Source organism: Pseudomonas sp. GYB4201 (genome assembly GCF_056312595.1).
The window spans coordinates 184,567-201,261 of sequence record NZ_JBWGIG010000007.1 but is presented as its reverse complement, the minus strand read 5'-3'; the positions used below and the strand labels follow the sequence as shown (position 1 = coordinate 201,261).

The following is a 16,695-nucleotide window of genomic DNA, read 5'->3' as shown; positions in this document are numbered from 1 at the left end:
AGCCAACGCGCATTTCCGGGTATACCGCGTTGTGGCCAGACGCGGCCTGCGGCCGCTGCTACGGGGGGGGGAGGTTACAACCAGGCTTTTACTTGCGCGCACACCGCACTCGTGGATATGCCATAACGGTCATGCAAGGTCGGCAGCGCCCCCGCGTCCAGGAACGCGTCGGGCAGGGCGATCTGCCGGAACGTCGGGGTCACGCCGCTGCGCAGCAGCAACCCGGCCACCGCTTCGCCCAACCCGCCGACAATGGAATGGTTCTCGGCTGTCACCACCAGCCTGCCTGGCTTGCGCGCCTCGGCCAGAATCGTCTGGGCGTCCAGCGGCTTGATGGTGGGCACGTGCAGCACCGCCACGTCGATGCCGTCGGCGCGCAGCTGTTCAGCCGCCTCCAGGGTGCGCATGGTCATCAACCCGGTGCTGATCATCAGCACGTCGTTGCCGGTGCGCAGGGTCTTGGCCTTGCCGATCTCGAACGTGTAGCCGTACTCATCCAGCACCAGCGGCACGTTGCCGCGCAGCAGGCGCATGTACACCGGGCCCTGGTGGGCGGCGATGGCCGGCACGGCCTGTTCGATCTCCAGGGCGTCGCAGGGGTCGATGACCATCAGGTTGGGCATGGCGCGGAATATCGCCAGGTCGTCGGTGGCCTGGTGGCTGGGGCCGTAGCCGGTGGTCAGGCCGGGCAGGGCGCAGACGATCTTGACGTTGAGGTTCTCCTCGGCAATGGCCATGCAGATGAAGTCATAGGCCCGGCGCGCGGCAAACACCGCGTAGGTGGTGGCGAACGGCACGAAGCCTTCGCGGGCCATGCCGGCCGCGGCGCTCATCAGCAGCTGCTCGGCCATGCCCATCTGGTAGAAGCGCTGGGGGTGGGCCTTGGCGAAGACGTGCAGGTCGGTGTACTTGGACAGGTCGGCCGACAAGCCGACGATGTCGGCGCGCTGCTCGGCCAGCGCCGCCAGGGCGTGGCCAAACGGCGCCGGGCGCACCGGCTGGCCCTCGGCAGCAATGGAGGCGATCATCGCCGAGGTGGTCAGGCGCTTCTTGCCCGCTGGGGTCTGGTTGATGCTGTTCATTTGCTGCTCCCGTGCTCGAGGGTGTCCAGGGCCACTTGCCATTCGTGTTCGTCGACGCGGATGAAATGGGTTTTCTCCCGCTGCTCCAGGAAGCTCACGCCCTTGCCCATCCGGGTGTCGCAGATGATCACCCGCGGCTGCGCGCCGGTGTGGCTGCGGGCGGTGTCGAAGGCCTGCACCAGGGCGTCGAGGTCGTTGCCGTCGACGCGCTGCACGAACCAGCCGAACGCCTGCCAGCGGTCGACGATGGGCTCGAAGGCGAGGATCTCGCTGCTGTGGCCGTCGGCCTGCTGGTTGTTGACGTCGATGATGGCGATCAGGTTGTCGAGCTTGCGGTGCGAGGCCGACATCGCCGCCTCCCAGGTCGAGCCCTCGTTCAGCTCGCCGTCGGACAGCAGGTTGTAGACGAACGAAGCCGACTGCTTGCGCTTGAGGCCCAGGCAGGCGCCCACCGCGATGCCCAGGCCGTGGCCCAGCGAGCCGCCGGTGATCTCCATGCCGGGGGTGTAGGCCGCCATGCCCGACATGGGCAGGCGGCTGTCGTCGCAGCCGTAGGTTTCCAGCTCATCCAGGGGAATGACCTGCGCCTCGATCAGCGCGGCGTACAGGGCAATGGCGTAGTGGCCGATGGACAGGTAGAAGCGGTCGCGCTGCTCCCAGTGCGGGTCGTGGGGCTGGTAGCGCAGGGCGTGGAAGTAGGCCACGGCCAGCAGGTCGGCGGCGCCCAGGGCCTGGCCCACGTAGCCCTGGCCCTGCACCTGGCCCATGCGCAGGGCGTGCTGGCGGATGTTGAACGCGCGTTGTGCCAGGGGCACGCTGGATGGGTGTGCGGAAGTAGCTGTCATGATCAAGACTCCATGGTTTCAACGGTTGACCGAAGCGGCCGGAATGCGCAGCACCAGCCAGGCGCCCAGGCACAGCACGGCGGTGATCAGGTACATGCCGATGGCGCTGGACCCGGTGCGGGTGGTGACCCAGCCGATCAGGTAGGGCGAGCAGAAGCCGGCCAGGTTGGCGAAGCTGTTGATGCCGGCGATACCGGCCGCCGCCGACACCCCGCCCAGCAGGGTGGTAGGCAGCATCCAGAACAGCGAGGACGCACTCAGCACCCCGGCGGCCGCCAGGCACAGGCTGAGCACCGACAGCAGCAGGTTGCTGCCCAGCAGCGCCGCCAGCGCCAGGCCCACGGCGCCGGCCAGCATCGGCACTATCAGGTGCCAGCGCCGCTCGCCCTGGCGGTCGCTGCTGCGCCCCATCAGCAGCATGGCGGCGATGGCGCACAGGTAGGGGAGGCTGGTCATCAGGCCAATGTGCAGCGGGTCGGCGACCCCGGCGTTGCGGATCAGGGTGGGCAGCCAGAACGTCAGGGCGTACTGGCCCATGACCACGCAGAAGTAGATGCCGGCCAGCAGCCACAGGCGCCTGTCGCGCAGGAACGCGCCCACCGAGGCATGGCTGACCTTGCGGCTGTTGTCCTCGGCCAGTTCCTGGCGCACCAACTCCTTTTCATCGTCGCGCAGCCAGGTGGCCTGGGCCACGCCGTCCTTCAGGCAGGTCAGCACCAGCAGCCCGACCACCACGGTGGGGATCGCCTCGATGACGAACAGCCACTGCCAGCCGGCCCAGCCATGCACGCCGGCGAATTTGGCCATGATCAGCCCCGACAGCGGCCCGCCGAGCATGCCCGACAACGGAATGGCCACGAACCACAGCACGGTCATGCGCGCCCGCCGGTACGAGGGGAACCAGTAGGTCATGTACAGCAGCAGGCCCGGCGCCAGGCCGGCCTCGGCGATGCCCAGCAGAAAACGCAGGCCGTAGAACTGCCAGGCGGTCTCGACGAAGGCGAACAGCGCGGAAATGACTCCCCACGAAATCATGATGCGCGCGATCCAGCGGCGCGCACCCACGCGGTGCAGGATGAGGTTGCTGGGCACCTCGCAGAGGAAATAGCCGATGAAGAACATGCCGGCGCCCAGGCCGTAGACCGCCTCGCTCAAGGCCAGGTCGTTCATCATCTGCAGTTTGGCGAAGCCGACGTTGACCCGGTCAAGGTAGGCGCACAGGTAGCACAGCATCAGGAACGGCATCAGCCGCCACGCCGTCTTGCGATAGGCGTTGGAGCGCACGGACACCACCGCGTCGAGCGATAGAGTGGTCATGATGGTCTGTTCTCTTGTTGTTATAAGAACAACGCTGGCACCAGGGCCAGCGTGGGTGGCTCAATGAATGAGCATGCCGCCGTTCACGTCCAGGGTGATGCCCGTCAGGTAGGAAGACAGGTCGCTGGCCAGGAACAGCGCGGCGTTGGCCACGTCCTGCGCCTGGCCCAGGCGGCCCAGGGGGATGCCGTCGAGGATGGCCTGGCGGCGCTCGTCCTGCAGCAGGCCGCCGGTGATGTCGGTGTGGATCAGCCCGGGGGCGATGGAATTGACGCGCACCTTGTCCGGGCCCAGCTCCCGCGCCATGGCCCGGGCCAGGCCCAGCACGCCGGCCTTGGCGGCGCTGTAGTGCGGGCCGCCGAAGATGCCGCCGCCGCGCTGGGCCGACACCGAGGACATGCAGACGATGCTGCCCGCGCCCTGGCGGCGCATCGCCGGAATCACCGCCTGGGACATCAGCAGGGTGCCGCGCAGGCTCACGTCCAGCACCTTGTCGTAGTCGCTGCCGCGAATCTCCAGGGTCTTCAGCGGCTGGGTGATGCCGGCGTTGTTGACCAGCACGTCGATGCGCCCGAACTGCTCCAGCACCTGGCCCACGGCCTGGCGGACCTGGCCTTCGTCGGCGACGTTGGCGGCCAGGCCCAGGTGGCCTTCGCCCAGGGTGGCGGCGGCGTCGCGGGCAGCGGCGGCGTCCAGGTCGAGGATCACCACCCACGCGCCCTGGGCAGCGAAGGTGGTGGCGGTGGCGCGGCCGATGCCACGGGCGGAGGCGGCGCCGGTGATGATGACAACCTTGTCTTTGAGCAGCATGTGCAGTCCCTCTGATTGTTGTTATGGGTCGGTTGTGCTCAACCGATGACTCAGCTTGTGCCGGGCGGCGGCCCTGAGCAATGCGCTAAACATCATCGGTGGCTGAAAAAAATTCAGCACTCGCGGCCAGCGGTGCTTGAATGAAGCCATCAATAACAAGACCCACGCGCAAGGATCCGCCATGTCCCCGGTCATGCCGCCACTGCCACCCCTGAAAGCAATTCAGGCCTTCGAACAGACCGCGCGCTTCGGCAGCGTGGCCAGGGCCGCCGAGGTGCTGGACCTGACGCCCTCGGCGGTCAGCCACCAGCTGGCCAACCTGGAAGCCTTGATCGGCCGCCAGCTGTTTACCCGTGGCGCCCGTGGCGTGCACCTGACGCCGGTGGGCGAGCAGTACCTCAAGGAGGTCTCCGGCATTCTGCAGACCCTGGCGGTGGCCACCGAGCGGGCGGCCAGCGACGTCAGCATCGACTGCCTGCGCCTGCATGCCTCGCCCAGCTTCGGCCTGCTGTGGCTGATGCCGCGCCTGGAGGCGTTCCGCCAGAGCCACCCGGACATCCAGATCAACCTGTCGTGCTCCTACGAGGCGCTGCATTTCAGCCGCGACAAGATCGACGTCGACATTCGCCATGGCCGGCCCGCCTGGCCCAGCTACGAGGTGCGCACCGTGCGCGACGAGTCGGTGGCGGTGCTGGCGGCGCCGGCGCTGCTGGCCCGGCACCCGGTGCGGCAGGCCGCCGACCTGCTGGGCAGCGACCTGATCCTGTCGGCCTCGACCTTGCTGACCTGGCCCGAATGGTTCGCCCAGCACGGCCTGGCGCTGCCGGAGAAGCCTTATGCGCTGAGCTTCGACCGCTCGTACATGACCCTGGAGGCGGCCAGCCTGGGCCTGGGCTTTGCCCTGGAAAGCACCTTGCTGGCGCAGAAATACCTGGCCTCGGGGGCGTTGGTGGCGGTGACGCCGGCGTCACTCAGCGCGCCGGTGGCGGCCCATCACCTGGTGTTTCCGCGCGCGCACTCCAGCTTTCCGCGGGTGCGGCGCTTCCTGGCGTGGATGGAGCAGGAGCTGGGGCACGCGTTTGCGTATTGATGTGCCGACGAAACACTGTTGATGCATCCAGTGGTTGCGGTTATTCTGCATGGAGAACATTTGTACTCTACTCCGTTGGTGCCCCATGCTCATGACAAACGACCTCGTAGACGCCACTGGTTTCGAACCCTTTCCGTCCCACCTGGAATTGCTGGAACATCAATGCACGCTGCTGGCCAACGAGCTGGATGAAACCAATGCCGAACTGCGGGCATGCCGCCAGCGCATCGCTGCGCTGGTGACCATGCACGGCAGCGACAGCAACGAGATTGCCCGGCTCAAGGCCGAGCTGGCGCGGGTGAAGGGCTAGGCGTCAGGCCGCCTGGGCGCGGGCCGCACGCACTTTCAGGCGGATGCCTTCCAGGTACTGGGCTTCAAGGTCATTGGCCAGGGGGCCGAGGATGGGGTTGTGTTCAAACCCGGCCAGCAAGGTGGCGATCAGGTGGGAGACGGTGGCGTTGGCAGCGTCGACGCTGGCGGGCTGCAGTGGGTCGAACGTCAGGTTCTCCATGGCCACGTCCAGGCGCTTGAGCACCGGTTCGGCTTGCTGGATCTGCTGGCGAAGCGCGTCTAGAGACGATTCCATGGTCACTCCCTGTGTCAGTGGTCAGCTGTCTTCAAACTGTCATATAGCAGTCATCTGCGCCATGGTAAGCCTTGTATATTTCACTAATGTGACACGGATCAACGTAGCAGCGGCCCCAGGCCGCGTCAGGGTTTCAGCGAGCCTTCAGCGCCGGCAGATACGCCGGGCTGTCGGAGATGCTGTTGTGGTCGCTGGCCGGGATGAACTGCAGCGTCGCCACGCCCGGGGCAAAATGCGCGTACAGCCGCTCGGTGCTGGCCCGCGGCACCAGGCTGTCGTCGGCGGCCGCCACCAGGCGGGTAGGGGCGCTGACCTGGGGGGCGTAGCGCCATGAGTCGAAGCGGTCCTTGAGCATCCATTGCACCGGGAACAGCGCGAAGCGCTGGCTGGCCAGCTCCGCGAGGCTGTTGAACGGCGTCACCAGCACCAGCCGCGCCACCGGCCGCTGGCTGGCCAGGTACACCGCCACAGCGCTGCCCAGGCTGCGGCCGATCACCGTCACGTGCGGGTGGCTGGCGGCAACCAGGTCATACAGCGCCAACGCATCGGCCTGCAACGCGGCCTGGGTCGGCGAGCCACCGCTGCCGCCGAAGCCGCGATAGTGCAGCAGGTACAGCGCCTGGTCGGCGAAAGTTGCCGAGAAATCGGCCAGGTTCAGCGACACGTCCTCGGCGTTGCCCCCCAGGTACAGCACCGCGTCAGGCCCTGCATGGGGGCGCACCGAGGCTTGCAGGCGCACGCCATCCACCGTGAACGCCATGAGCGAGGCCGGCGTATCGCCCTCGTTGGGTTGCGGGTGATAAATCAGCGCCCGCTGGAACACCAGCAACGCCGCGCACAGCGCCAGATAGAGCAGCAAGGCCCCGAAGACAATACCCCCGAACAAGCGAAACCCTCGATGCAGCGCCATGCAACCCCCCAACCTTCCCCCCTTACCGTAGCAGCTGCCGAAGGCGGCGTCCGGCAGCAAACGCGATTCGCCAGGCACACCGCGGCGCGTTGGACGCGGCCTTCGGCCGCTGCTACGGGGGATCGGCGTAGCAGCTGCCGCAGGCGGCGTCCGGCAGCAAACCCGATTCGCCAGGCACCCCGCAGCGCCCGGGACGCGGCCCTCGGCCGCTGCTACGGGGGATCGGCGTAGCAGCTGCCGAAGGCGGCGTCCGGCAGCAAACGCGATTCGCCTGGCACACCGCGGCGCCTGGGACGCGGCCTTCGGCCGCTGCTACGGGGCCCTGTGTACCTCGTCGATCGCGTCGCCTGCATCGCGGCCAAGGCCGGCTCCTACCACGTACGGCGGCAGACGACGCCGTTTCAAGACAATTGCTGCTACGCCTGCTCGCGGTATTGGCTGGGCGACAGCCCGGTGTGCTTGCGGAAGAAGCGGCTGAAGTACGCCACGTCGTTGAACCCCAACCCATGGCCGATGGCCTTGATGCTCAGGCTGGAATAGGCCAGCTCGCGGCGCGCCTCCAGCACCAGCCGGGCGTTGATCAGCGCCATGGGCGGCATGCCCAGGTGCTCCTGGCACAGGCGCCCCAGGGTCACCAGGGTCATGCCCAGCTCCCGGGCATAGGCCTGTAGCGGCCGGTGCTGGCGGAAGTGCATGTCCACCAGCTCGCGGAACCGCACCATCTGCTGCGAGCGCCTTGACGCCGGCGCCTCGTCCACGCCCTGCGGGCAGCGGCCGTGGCGCAGCACCTGCACCAGCAGGCCCAGCAGCAGGCCCATGCTGCAGGCCACATGGTCGCTGGCGCGGTTGTGGTATTCATCGCGCAGGCTGGTGAACAGGGGCAGCAGCGGGTCGGCTGCGGCGGGCCAGGTGGGCAGGTCCACCACCTGTGCCTGCAGCAGCCGTGCCGCCAGCGGCGCCGACACGGCGTCGGCCATGGCCTGCAGCAGGGTCTGCACGGCCGTGATCACCTGGCCCTCCACCGCGCCGTCCCAGCTGAAGCCATGCACGATAGGCGCCGGCACGATAATCGCGCAGGGCGCCTGCACGCGCAGCACCTGGCCGTCGAAACGCAGCTGGCCGCTGCCGTGTTGCAGGTACAGCAGCTGCAACAGGCCTTCGTGGCGGTGGGGGGCGATCTCCCAGTGGTGCGCGCCGGAGCGCAGGGAAATCGATTCGACGTGCAGCGCGTCATGCCAGATCGGCTGCATGCGCTCGCCGTACAGGGCGTAGTTGGGAATGGCGGCCATGGTGTCAGGTGTTGTTGTTATGGGCACCGCTACTGTGCCACAGCGCCGTGGCGGGCGGCGCAGTTTGATCGGCATGTGCCGGCCTTTGCAGGTTTTGTCCATTCAAGCCCGGCGGGCGCCAGGCCTAACCTGTGGCCTGTGGAAGCGCCGCCTGTCGCGGCGCCCGTTGGAGAAAACCATGCACAACAAGAACAATGACTGGCTCAACCTGGCCTCGCGCGTCTGCGTGGTCACCGGCGCGGCCGGCGGCATCGGCGCCATAGTCGCCCGCGAGCTGGCCGCCCAGGGCGCCACCCTGGTGCTGCTGGACCTTGACCTGGACACATGCCAATCCCTGGCCGCCACCCTGGGCGGCGCGGCCAGCGCCCTGGCCTGCGACATCAGCGATGCCGCCAGCGTGCGCCAGGCCGCCGCCCAGGTGCTGGCCAGCCATGGCCGTTGCGACGTGCTGGTCAACAACGCCAGTGTGATGCGCCCCGGCCGCCTGGAAGACATCAGCCTGGCACACTGGAACCAGGTGCTGGCGGTGAACCTCAGCGGCTACCTGCTGTGCGCCCAGGCGTTCGGCCAGCCGATGCTGGCCCAGGGCAGCGGCAGCATCATCCATGTCGCGTCCATTGCCGCCCACGCGCCGCAACCCTGGAGCGGCGCCTACAGCACCGCCAAGGCGGGGGTGAGCATGTTGTCGCGCCAGCTGGCGGTAGAGTGGGGCGCGCGCGGCGTGCGCAGCAACGCAGTGTGCCCGGGGCTGATTCGCACGCCGCTGTCGGCGGCCTTCTACGCCGACCCGCAGGTGGAACAGCAGCGCAGCGCCATGACCGCCAGCCGGCGCATCGGCGAGCCCCAGGACATTGCCGACGCCGTGCTGTTCCTGGCCAGCCAGCGCGCCAACTACATCAACGGCGCCGAACTGCTGGTGGACGGCGGCTTCGAAAGCATGCCCATGGCCCTGTTGCCACGCCCAGGCTTCGAAGGAGCACGGCCATGAACCGGACCTGCGACGTAGTGGTGGTAGGCGCCGGGGCAGGGGGGCTGAGCACCGCCATCACGGCGAAGAAGGCCGGCCTTGACGTGGTGGTCATCGAGAAGGCCGACTGCTTCGGCGGCACCACGGCGTTCTCCGGCGGCGTGCTGTGGATTCCCAACAACCGCCTGGGCAAGGCCCAGCAGGCCAACGACAGCCTGGCGCTGGCGCGCACTTACCTGCGCGACCAGGCTGGCGCCTTCTATAACGACGCGGCCATCGAGGCCTTCCTGGCGCACGGCCCGCAGATGGTCGATTTCTTCCAGCGCGAGACCGCCGTGCAGTTCGTCCCCACCCTGTACCCCGACTACCATCCCGACGCCCCGGGCGGCCTCGACGTGGGCCGCTCGATCCTCGCCGCGCCGTTCGACATCCGCCAGCTGGGCGCCGACATGGCGCGCCTGCGCCCACCGCTCAAGACCATCACCTTCATCGGCATGATGTTCAATTCGTCCAACGCCGACCTCAAGCACTTCTTCAACGCCACGCGCTCGCTGACCTCGTTCGTCTACGTGGCCCGGCGCCTGGCCACCCACCTCAAGGAGATGCTGCTGTACCGCCGTGGCACCCAGGTCACCAGCGGCAACGCCCTGGCCGCGCGGCTGGCCAAGTCGGCGCTGGACCTGGGCATTCCGATTCTCACCGGCACTGCGGCGCGGCAGTTGCTCAAGGACCAGGGCCGCATCACCGGCGTGCTCGCCACCAGCGCCCAGGGCGAATGCCGCCTGCAGGCGCGCCGTGCGGTGGTGCTGGCCGGCGGCGGCTTCTCCCACGACCGCCAGCGGCTGCGCGAGGCCTACCCCCACGTCAAGCGCGGCGGCGAGCACTTCTCGCCGGTGCCCGACAGCAACACCGGCGACGGCGCGCGCCTGGCCGAAGCCGTGGGCGGGCGCGTGGACATTCGCCTGCAAGCCGCCGCCGCGTGGATGCCGGTGTCGAAGGTGCCGATGGGCAAGGGCCGTTTCACTGCGTTCCCGCACCTGCTGGACCGCTACAAGCCCGGGGTGATCGGCGTGGACGCCAGCGGCCAGCGCTTCACCAACGAGGCCAACAGTTACCACGACGTCGGCGAGGCCATGATCGCCAACGACGCCGCACGTAGCGACACGGCCATGTGGCTGGTGTGCGACGCAAAGACCCTGGGCAAGTACGGCCTGGGCTACGCCAAGCCATCGCCCATGCCCCTGGGCAAGCTGATTCGCCAGGGCTACCTGTTCAAGGGCCGCACCCTGGCGCAGCTGGCCGCCAAGGCCGGCATCGACGCCGAGGGCCTGGCGCGCACCGTCGCCAGCTACAACCGTGGCGCCGCCCAAGGCCGCGACGAAGCGTTCGGCCGTGGCAGCACCACGTTCAACCGCTACCTGGCCGACCCGCAGCAACGCCCCAACCCCTGCGTGGCGCCCATTGGCGACGGGCCCTATTACGCGGTGAAAACCGTGATGGGCGACCTAGGTACCTTCGACGGTCTGCGCACCAGCGTGGTGGGCGAGGTGCTGGACGCCAGCGACCGGCCCATCGAAGGCCTGTACGCGGTGGGCAACGACCGCGCCAGCATCATGGGCGGCAACTACCCCGGCGCCGGCATCACCCTGGGGCCGATCATGACCCTTGGCTACATCACCGGGCGGCACCTGGCGGGGGTGTTGCAGCAACAGGCAGAGGAGCAGCCGGCATGATCGTCGACCATCGCGTCTATACCATCGTGCCGCGGGGCATGCCCGAGTTCCTGGAAGTGTTCGAGCGCCTGGCGATGCCGATTCTGCTGCGGCACCTGGGGCGGCCATTGGCGTTCTACACCAGCAGCATCGGCCCGCTGAACCAGGTGGTGCACCTGTGGGGCTATGAGGATTTGGCCGATTTCGAGCGCCGCAGCCTGGCGCGTGATGCGGATGTGGAGTTTGCTGCCTATTTGCAGGCCACGCGGCACCTGGTGGTGGCGCAGGAGACGCGGATCATCCGGCCTGTGGTGTTTGCTTGCCTGAAGTGACGCGGCCTGCGGCCGCTGCTACAGGACCGCGTTTTCGTAGCAGCTGCCGCAGGCCGCGTCCTGGCCCTAAGCCGATTCCAACTGCCGAATCACCTCATGCAACCGCTCGTTGGCAGCCGCCTGCAAGGCCACGTCCGGCGCCTGGCGCACCGGCACGCTGGCCAGGTTGGTCCAGAGGCCGTTGTCGAAGAACCGGTAGCTGGCGTTGCCCTGGGCCCAGTCGCCGGCCAGCAACGCCTGCAGGTGAAAGGTCTCGGCCAGCTCGCTGGTGCGGCCGCTGGGGTTGCCGTCCAGGTGCAGGCTGATCTGGTTGACGCCGCCCGGCCCAAACGGCAGCTCGGCGAACTCGCCCCACAGGTCGGCGTGGAATTCGCGCACCGGGTGGGTGGGCTGGGTGATGCGGGCGCTGCCAAACACCTGGCGGGTCACCGTGTTGACCACTAGGTCCAGGGTCAGCTCCGGCGCACCCAGGATGGGTTTGCGCACGTTGAGGCGGGTGTGAAACAGACCGATAGCGTTAGCCATGTCAGTGCTCCTTGCTCAGGCTTTGGCGGATTTGGCGGGTTTGCTGGCAGCCGCCTTGTTCTGGTCGATGGCGCTGTGCAAGGCCGCGCCGGCATGGTCGCCGGCCAGGCGCTTGAGCTGCACCAGGTCGCCGCCGGCAATGGCGGCTTCCACCGTGGCCTGGTGGAAGCGCGCGGCCTGGTCGACATGGCCGCGTTCGCGGATGCGCTGGGCGTCCACTTTCACCGGCACCTGCTCGACCGAATGCCACTGGCCGTTGACCTCATACGAATAGCTGGCAACGCCCAGCTGCCAGTTCGGCTCCAGTACCAGCTGCGCTTTGAAGATGATCGGCGCCGTCGGCCCCTGGCCCGCCTTGCGGCCCTGCAGGGTCAGCAGAATGCGCGCATCGGTCGGTGGAATCAGGCCCAGGTAGGTGTAGTCGCCTGCGACCTGCACATGCAGATCCAGCGGCGGGTTGATGGCCTGGGTCAGGGTGGCGGCGCCGGTCAGCACGCGGCGCGGGGTGTTCACCAGCAGGTCCAGCTGCAGCTGCTGGGCCCCAGGCTTGTGAGTGCCCACATCCAGGGAAACGGGGAAAAGCCCAACGACGGTGTGCAGAGTTGATTCAGACATTGTTGCCTCCAATGCAAGCAATGGTTAAGGATCAAGTTGCGTTAGTCACAAGGCAGACGGTGGGTGGAGCGCGAAGCCCGCAGGCACGAAACCGTTCGCCGTGGCGCCTGGCGTTTAGGTATTAGCCTAATGAATACGGGTTGTTCGGCTCCGCATCTTGGGGTGCAAGTCGTGCCACCTGCCCGGTGGCTTCCTCAGTTAAGCACCGGTTTCCGGGCGTGCAGATGAAATCGAATAGGTGCCGACAGATGGTTGATTATTGCAAAATAAAGAATAACCATATGCAAATTAAGCTGGGCCGACGAAGGGGCTGCCCACCTCCGTAGCAGCTGCCGAAGGCTGCGTCCGGGGTGTTAACGGAACCTGCGAATAACTTCCACCAACCGCTCCAGATTGATCGGCTTGCCCACGTGTTCATTCATCCCCGCCGCCAGGCACTGTTCGCGGTCTTGCTCGGAGACGTTGGCGGTCATGGCGACGATGGGCAACTGGTCGGCCGGGATGGCCTGGCGAATGCGGCGGGTGGCTTCCTGGCCGTCGATGTCGGGCATGCGCAGGTCCATCAGCACCAGGTCGTAGGGCGGCTGGGCGTGCAGGGCGCGCTCCACCCCGGCCATGCCGCAGTCGGCCAGGTCGACGCTGGCGCCCTCGGCCTTGAGCAGGCCGGCGGCGACCATCTGGTTTACCGCGTTGTCTTCCACCAGCAGCAGCCGCAGGCCGGCCAGGCGTTTGGGCCGGGCAGGGGCGGTGGCAGGTTTTGCCGGGGGCTGGCTGGGCGCCGGGCGCAGGTCGGCCAGGTGCCTGGCCAGCTGGCGCGGGGTCAGGGGTTTGGTCAGCAGCAGCGGTGGCCGCAGCCCGGCGCCGTGCAAGGCCTGGGTGGCGGCGTCGCGGCTGAAGGCGGTCACCAGCACCACCAGCTGTTCGATGGCCTTCAGCGGGCCCAACGCCTGGGGCGGCTGCGCCTCCAGCAGGCGCCAATCCACCACCAGCACGTCGAACGCCTGGGTGAACGCCTGGTCCAGGCGGGTGATGCGCTCGGCCGCCCAGCCCAGGCCTTCCAGGTTGCGCTTGAGCAAAGCGCCGGCCAGGGGGTTGTCGTCGACCAGCAGCACCTGCAACGGCGGCAACGGGCTGGCAGGCTGTTGCGCCGGGTCGATGGCCAGGCCCAGTTCGAACCAGAAGCGGCTGCCCAGGCCCGGTTCGCTGTCCACCCGCAGGTCGCTGCCCATCAGGTCAGTAAGCCGTTTGCAGATCAACAGCCCCAGCCCCGAGCCGCCGAACTTGCGCGCGGTGGAGGCATCGCCCTGGCTGAACGCCTGGAAAATCCGCGCCAACTGCTCGGCGTCCATGCCGATGCCGCTGTCGGCCACGGCGAACTCGATGCCCACGCGGCTGGCGCTGCGGCGCACCTGGCGCACGCTGATGACGACCTGGCCGGCGGAGGTGAACTTCAGCGCGTTGCCGGCCAGGTTGATCAGCACCTGTTGCAGGCGCAGGCTGTCGCCGATCAGGCCCAGGGGCAGTTGCGGGTCGATATCGAACATCAGCTCGACGTCGTTGTGCGGCTGGTTGCCGGACAGCACCACGCCCAGGTCGCGCAGCAGCTCTTCGAGGTTGAACGGGTGTTCGTCGACCTGTAGCTTGCCGGCCTCGATCTTGGAATAGTCGAGGATGTCGTTGAGCAGGCCCAGCAACAGCGTGGCGGCGGTCTGGGCGCGGCTGACGAAGTCCTGCTGGTCGGCGTTCAGGCCCGACTGCGCGGCCAGTTGCAGCATGCCCAGCACGGCGTTCATGGGCGTGCGGATCTCGTGGCTCATGCTGGCCAGGAACGCGGACTTGGCCATGTTGGCCTTGTCGGCCTCGACCTTGGCCTTCTGCAGGTTGATTTCCAGCTCGCGCTGGGCGCTGACGTCGATGGCGAAGCCCAGGTAGCCGGTGATGGCCTGGGTGTGGTCGCGCATCACCGTGACCACCAGGTGCACCAGCAGGTAGCTGCCGTCCTTGCGCCGGTAATGGCACTGGAACACCGACGGTTCGGCCTGGTTGCGGGTTTGCGCGACGTAGCCGTCGATGCCGCTGAACTCGCCGCCGTAGCGGGCGGCCATCTGCTGGTTCTGGGCGCGCAACTCGTCGGGGTCGTGCATCAGCTCCGGGGTGAAGCGGCCGATGACTTCCTCGGCGCCATAGCCCAGCATGCGCTCGGCGCCGCGGTTGAACACGCGGATGATGCGATTGGGGTCGGTGGCAATGATCGACACACCGGTGGCGGCGTCGAGTATGTTCTTCAGCAGCAGGTCCAGGCTCTGCAGCGCCTGGGTGCGTTGGTTGACCTCGCTTTCCAGCACCTGGGCCAGTTGCTGCGTCTTGGCGTGGTGGGCTTTCTGCTCGGTGATGTCGCGCAGCAGGCGTTGGCGCAGCAGTTGCACCACCAGGGCCAGCAGCAGGCTGCTGAGCAGGCCCAGGGCCAGGATCAGCCCGGGCGGGGTAGGGTGCAGCTGGCGAACGAAGGGTGGGAACACCGTGAGGGTGATGTGCCAGGTACGGCCGAACAGTTGCCGTTCGATGCTGGAGCTGGCCACGGCCTTTGCATCCTCGGGGTTGCGTGCCTGCGCGTAGAAGGGCGGGGCCGCCGAGGTATCGGTGATGTCGGCGATTTCCAGCTGGGTGCCGGCGCTGTGCCAGTTCAGGTCCTTGAGCACGTCCTTGATCAACAGCGACACGTAGGTCCAGCCAATGCCCTGCGCGGTGCGCTGGGCATAGCCGTCAGGCGGGGTGGGCGTCTGGTACACCGGCATCACCATCAGGAAGCCGCGGCGCACCTCGCCCTCGCTCTGCACCAGGGTGACGGGGCCGGTGAGCTGCGGCTCGCCGGTGAGCAAGGCGGCGTCGGCGGCCTTGCGACGGTTGGGCTCGGAGGCGATGTCCAGGCCCTGGGCGATGTTGCGCGGGCCGGGCGGCTGCACGTAGCGGATCACGTAGACGTCGCCGTCGTGGGGGGCGAAGCCGTGCACGGTGAACGCGGTTTCGCCTTCCTGCACGGCCTGTTGGGTAAAATTGGCGACCTGGGCGGCGGAGATCTTGCGCACGATGCCGAAGCTCAGCGCGCCGGGGAACTCCAGCACCACGTTGCGGGTGGCGTTGTAGGTGGCGAACTGCGCGGGGCTGAGGCTATCGACGCCCACGGTGTGCCACAGCCCGCGCAGGGAGCGCAGGCCGTACTGGTACAAGGTCAGGCGCTCCACCACCCGGTCGGCAATCTGGTTGGCCTGCTGGGCGACGGCTTCGTCGAGTTCCTGCTGGTTGGTGTCCAGGCGCTGCCACACCGCCAGTCCCGTGAGCACCAGCCCCAGCGCCAGGGCGGCAATGGCCCAGCCGGGGTTGCTCCGCAGCCTGGCGGCGGTGATCTCTGCGGCCATCGTAGACCCTTGGGTGGCTGCAATCGTTGTTAACAATGTAGCAGCGGCCGGCAGGCCGCGTCAGATTGCCCGGGATAGGATGCAGCGTATCTCGTAGCAGCGGCCGTAGGCCGCGTCCATAGGCGCCGCCGGGTCGCCCGGACGCAGCCTTCGGCAGCTGCTACGCGAATGCGGATACCCCATAGGCCGCGATGCAGACGACGCCATTTTCCAGACAGTTGCTGCTACGGGGACAGCAGGGTTCTGGCGAGCTGCAGCCACGCCTGGGCCGCAAACGACAGCTGGCCGTTGCGCCGCCACGCCAGCACCAGCTTCCAGATCAGCGCCGGCGAGCGCACCGGCACGATGGTGAATTGCTCGGGGCGCAGGGTCTGGCAGTACATCTGCGGCAGCAGGGCGATGCCCACGCCCAGGCCCACCAGCGAGGCAATGAAGTCCCACTGGCCGCTGCGGCCGCTGATGCGCGGCACGAAGCCGGCTTCGGCGCAGGCGTCGGTGACCAGGTCGTTGAGGGCGAAGGCGTCGCCGTAGAAGATGAAGTCGCAGTCGGCCAGCTCGCGCAGTTCGACGAAGTCGCGGCCCTGCCACACGGACTGCGCCGGGGCCAGCAGGCACAGCGGCGACTCGAACAGCGGCAGCGAGTCGAATTCGGCCCAGATGTCGGCCACCCGCGGAAAGTCCAGCAAAGTCCCCAGTTCCAGGGCGCCGTCGCGCAGGTCGGCGACCGTGGCGTTGCTGCCAATCTCGAACAGCTTCAGCTCGATTTTCGGGTGGTTGGCGTGGTACGCCGCCAGCACCGGCGCCAACACCGTGTGGGTGAAGGGCGACAGGCCCATGCGCAGCACGCCGCGTTCGATCTGCTGCAGGTCGCGCACTTCCACCTTCATGGCGTCGTGCAGGGCGATGATCTCGCGGGCCCGTTGCAACACCACCAGCCCGGCATCGGTGACCTGGAAGCGCTTGCCGTCGCGGGCCAGCAGGGCCACGCCAAAGCTCTGCTCCAGCTGCTGGACCATCTTGCTCACCGTGGGCTGGGTGACGTGCAGGCGCGTGGCGGCGCGGGTGAAGCTCTGCTGGTCGACCACTTCCACGTAATAACGCAGGGCACGGATGTCCATGGTGCATTCCAGATTGGCATGATTTTGATGAAGTTAATTCATTATATCTTTCAAGGTCAACTGGCTAGCATGGCGTCACTT

The 16,695-nt window shown here is 67.6% G+C and carries 16 protein-coding genes; 5 read left to right on the top strand and 11 right to left on the bottom strand.

The annotated features are described in order from the left end of the window. Positions 1 to 74: 74 nt before the first annotated feature. The 4 genes from AC0Z2B_RS09145 to AC0Z2B_RS09130 are packed head-to-tail and all read right to left on the bottom strand — an operon-like array spanning position 75 to position 4,054. Complete coding sequence (locus AC0Z2B_RS09145; protein WP_476296163.1) at positions 75 to 1,082, bottom strand: transketolase family protein; 1,008 nt, start codon at positions 1,080 to 1,082, stop codon at positions 75 to 77. Next, complete coding sequence (locus tag AC0Z2B_RS09140; protein ID WP_476296161.1) at positions 1,079 to 1,927, bottom strand: transketolase; 849 nt, start codon at positions 1,925 to 1,927, stop codon at positions 1,079 to 1,081. Before AC0Z2B_RS09140 ends, AC0Z2B_RS09145 begins: the two co-directional genes overlap by 4 nt. A gap of 18 nt (positions 1,928 to 1,945) precedes the next feature. Beyond that, on the bottom strand, positions 1,946 to 3,244 hold the full coding sequence (locus AC0Z2B_RS09135; protein ID WP_476296159.1) for an MFS transporter: 1,299 nt from the start codon (positions 3,242 to 3,244) through the stop codon (positions 1,946 to 1,948). A gap of 60 nt (positions 3,245 to 3,304) precedes the next feature. After that, positions 3,305 to 4,054 (bottom strand): SDR family NAD(P)-dependent oxidoreductase, encoded by a 750-nt coding sequence (locus tag AC0Z2B_RS09130; protein WP_476296157.1) that lies wholly within the window; start codon positions 4,052 to 4,054, stop codon positions 3,305 to 3,307. A 181-nt stretch (positions 4,055 to 4,235) separates the two neighbouring features. Between AC0Z2B_RS09130 and AC0Z2B_RS09125 the strand changes: the two genes are divergently transcribed. Both AC0Z2B_RS09125 and AC0Z2B_RS09120 read left to right on the top strand, forming a co-directional pair. Continuing rightward, entirely contained in the window at positions 4,236 to 5,144 is a 909-nt protein-coding gene (locus tag AC0Z2B_RS09125) for a LysR substrate-binding domain-containing protein (protein WP_416424264.1), read from the top strand. 91 nt (positions 5,145 to 5,235) lie between these two features. Next, positions 5,236 to 5,454, top strand: a complete 219-nt coding sequence (locus AC0Z2B_RS09120; protein ID WP_416424265.1) for a hypothetical protein — start codon at positions 5,236 to 5,238, stop codon at positions 5,452 to 5,454. 3 nt (positions 5,455 to 5,457) lie between these two features. On the opposite strand, the gene AC0Z2B_RS09115 is transcribed toward AC0Z2B_RS09120, so the two are convergent. The 3 genes from AC0Z2B_RS09115 to AC0Z2B_RS09105 form a co-directional block, all read right to left on the bottom strand. Next, on the bottom strand, positions 5,458 to 5,730 hold the full coding sequence (locus tag AC0Z2B_RS09115; protein ID WP_476296155.1) for a hypothetical protein: 273 nt from the start codon (positions 5,728 to 5,730) through the stop codon (positions 5,458 to 5,460). A 133-nt stretch (positions 5,731 to 5,863) separates the two neighbouring features. After that, a complete protein-coding gene (locus tag AC0Z2B_RS09110) occupies positions 5,864 to 6,640 on the bottom strand; it encodes an alpha/beta hydrolase (RefSeq protein ID WP_476296153.1) in 777 nt (258 codons plus the stop codon). 416 nt (positions 6,641 to 7,056) lie between these two features. After that, positions 7,057 to 7,929: a helix-turn-helix domain-containing protein gene (locus AC0Z2B_RS09105; protein WP_476296235.1), complete on the bottom strand. Its 873-nt coding sequence runs from the start codon at positions 7,927 to 7,929 to the stop codon at positions 7,057 to 7,059. Between the two features lie 178 nt (positions 7,930 to 8,107). On the opposite strand from AC0Z2B_RS09105, the gene AC0Z2B_RS09100 reads away from it, so the two are divergent. From AC0Z2B_RS09100 to AC0Z2B_RS09090, 3 genes are read left to right on the top strand one after another with little or no spacing between them, the layout of a single operon-like run. Next, on the top strand, positions 8,108 to 8,917 hold the full coding sequence (locus AC0Z2B_RS09100) for an SDR family NAD(P)-dependent oxidoreductase (RefSeq protein ID WP_476296151.1): 810 nt from the start codon (positions 8,108 to 8,110) through the stop codon (positions 8,915 to 8,917). Then, entirely contained in the window at positions 8,914 to 10,629 is a 1,716-nt protein-coding gene (locus tag AC0Z2B_RS09095; protein WP_476296149.1) for an FAD-dependent oxidoreductase, read from the top strand. Before AC0Z2B_RS09100 ends, AC0Z2B_RS09095 begins: the two co-directional genes overlap by 4 nt. After that, complete coding sequence (locus AC0Z2B_RS09090) at positions 10,626 to 10,940, top strand: NIPSNAP family protein (RefSeq protein WP_476296147.1); 315 nt, start codon at positions 10,626 to 10,628, stop codon at positions 10,938 to 10,940. Before AC0Z2B_RS09095 ends, AC0Z2B_RS09090 begins: the two co-directional genes overlap by 4 nt. Before the next feature lie 66 nt (positions 10,941 to 11,006). Here AC0Z2B_RS09090 and AC0Z2B_RS09085 read toward each other — a convergent pair whose 3' ends face one another. The 4 genes from AC0Z2B_RS09085 to AC0Z2B_RS09070 form a co-directional block, all read right to left on the bottom strand. Next, positions 11,007 to 11,465, bottom strand: a complete 459-nt coding sequence (locus AC0Z2B_RS09085) for a DUF1842 domain-containing protein (RefSeq protein ID WP_476296145.1) — start codon at positions 11,463 to 11,465, stop codon at positions 11,007 to 11,009. 15 nt (positions 11,466 to 11,480) lie between these two features. Then, entirely contained in the window at positions 11,481 to 12,080 is a 600-nt protein-coding gene (locus AC0Z2B_RS09080) for a DUF1842 domain-containing protein (protein WP_416424273.1), read from the bottom strand. 353 nt (positions 12,081 to 12,433) lie between these two features. Next, the gene (locus tag AC0Z2B_RS09075) at positions 12,434 to 15,496 is read right to left on the bottom strand and encodes a PAS domain-containing hybrid sensor histidine kinase/response regulator (protein WP_476296143.1); all 3,063 of its coding nucleotides are present in this window, start codon (positions 15,494 to 15,496) and stop codon (positions 12,434 to 12,436) included. A 224-nt stretch (positions 15,497 to 15,720) separates the two neighbouring features. Beyond that, positions 15,721 to 16,614 (bottom strand): LysR substrate-binding domain-containing protein, encoded by an 894-nt coding sequence (locus tag AC0Z2B_RS09070; protein ID WP_476296141.1) that lies wholly within the window; start codon positions 16,612 to 16,614, stop codon positions 15,721 to 15,723. Positions 16,615 to 16,695: the final 81 nt, after the last annotated feature.